Source organism: Variovorax sp. 01T439_2 (assembly GCF_056398445.1).
In genome coordinates, this window is record NZ_JBFTPJ010001312.1 from 1 (window position 1) to 1,133 (window position 1,133).

The 1,133-nt window shown below is 69.8% G+C and carries 1 protein-coding gene; it reads right to left on the reverse strand.

Annotation, left to right across the window (positions count from 1 at the left end; all coding sequences use genetic code 11):
- Positions 1-868 (reverse strand): LacI family DNA-binding transcriptional regulator (locus AC1DOC_RS34565; protein ID WP_478131697.1); only part of this gene is annotated, 868 nt, incomplete at its 3' end.
- Between the last annotated feature and the right edge of the window lie 265 nt (positions 869-1,133).

Consider the following 1,133-nt stretch of genomic DNA (forward strand, 5'->3'; position numbering starts at 1 on the left):
CGACCATGTCGACCAGCGGCATGTCGTTGTGGCCGGTGACCGAGATGTCCTTCGGCACGCGCAGGCCGGCCTGGCGCAGCGCGTCGTAGGCGCCCAGCGCCACGAGGTCGTTGCAGCACACCACGGCCTGCGGGGCAGGGCCGGCCTCGAGCATCTGCCGCATGGCGGCCGCGCCGGCCTCGCGGCTGTAGCTTTCGCACTCGACCACGCGCAGCGGCTTCATGCGGTGGTCGCGCAGCGCCTGCTCCAGGCCCAGGCGCCGGCCCACGCCGGTGGGGATGTTCTGCGGCCCGGCCAGGTGCGCGATGCGCTTGTGGCCCAGGCCCACAAGGTGGTCGACCGCGAGCTTCATCGCAAGCCGGTCGTCGCTCACCACGGCCGGCAGGCGGCCGGTCTCGTCGGCGCGGTTGACCAGCACCGCCGTCATGCCGGCCTTGGCGACGAAGTCGACCAGCGGATCGTCGCGCGTGGCGGTGGCCAGGATCACGCCGTCGACGCGCTGCGCCAGCATGCGCTCGAGCACCGGCCGCGCGAGCGCTGGATCGACCACGTTGGTCACGAACACGAAGTAGCCGCGCGCCGCCGCGCTGGCCTCGATGCCCTGCAGGATCGGCGGGAACACCGCGTTGGTGATGTCGGGCACCAGCACGCCGATGGTGTGGGTGCGGCCCGTGCGCAGGGCCGAGGCCGCGCGGTTGGGCCGGTAGCCCAGGCGCTGCGCCGCCTCCTCCACCACGCGCAGCACCTCGTCGCTGATCAGCGAGCGCTTCTCGGGACTGAGCGCGCGCGACACGGTCGACACATGCACGCCGGCCGCGCGGGCAACGTCGCGGATGGTCACGGGGGAAGAAGGCAGGCTGGTGCTCATGGACTGATTGGTGCAAACGATTGTCGCTTGTGCGGAACGCTGGAACGGCTTTCCGGCATTCCCAGGTTCGCCAGCAGGGTCATTTTACTTTCTGCCGGTTTGGACTAAGATCATGCAAACGATTGCACAAACATCCGACGAGACTCCCATGAACATCGCCACCTCCCCCGACTCGGTGCTGGGCTTCGCGCTCCAGGCCATGGAGCGCACGCCCGATGCGCGCCTTCGCACCGTGATGAACGCACTCACGCGCCACCTGCATGCC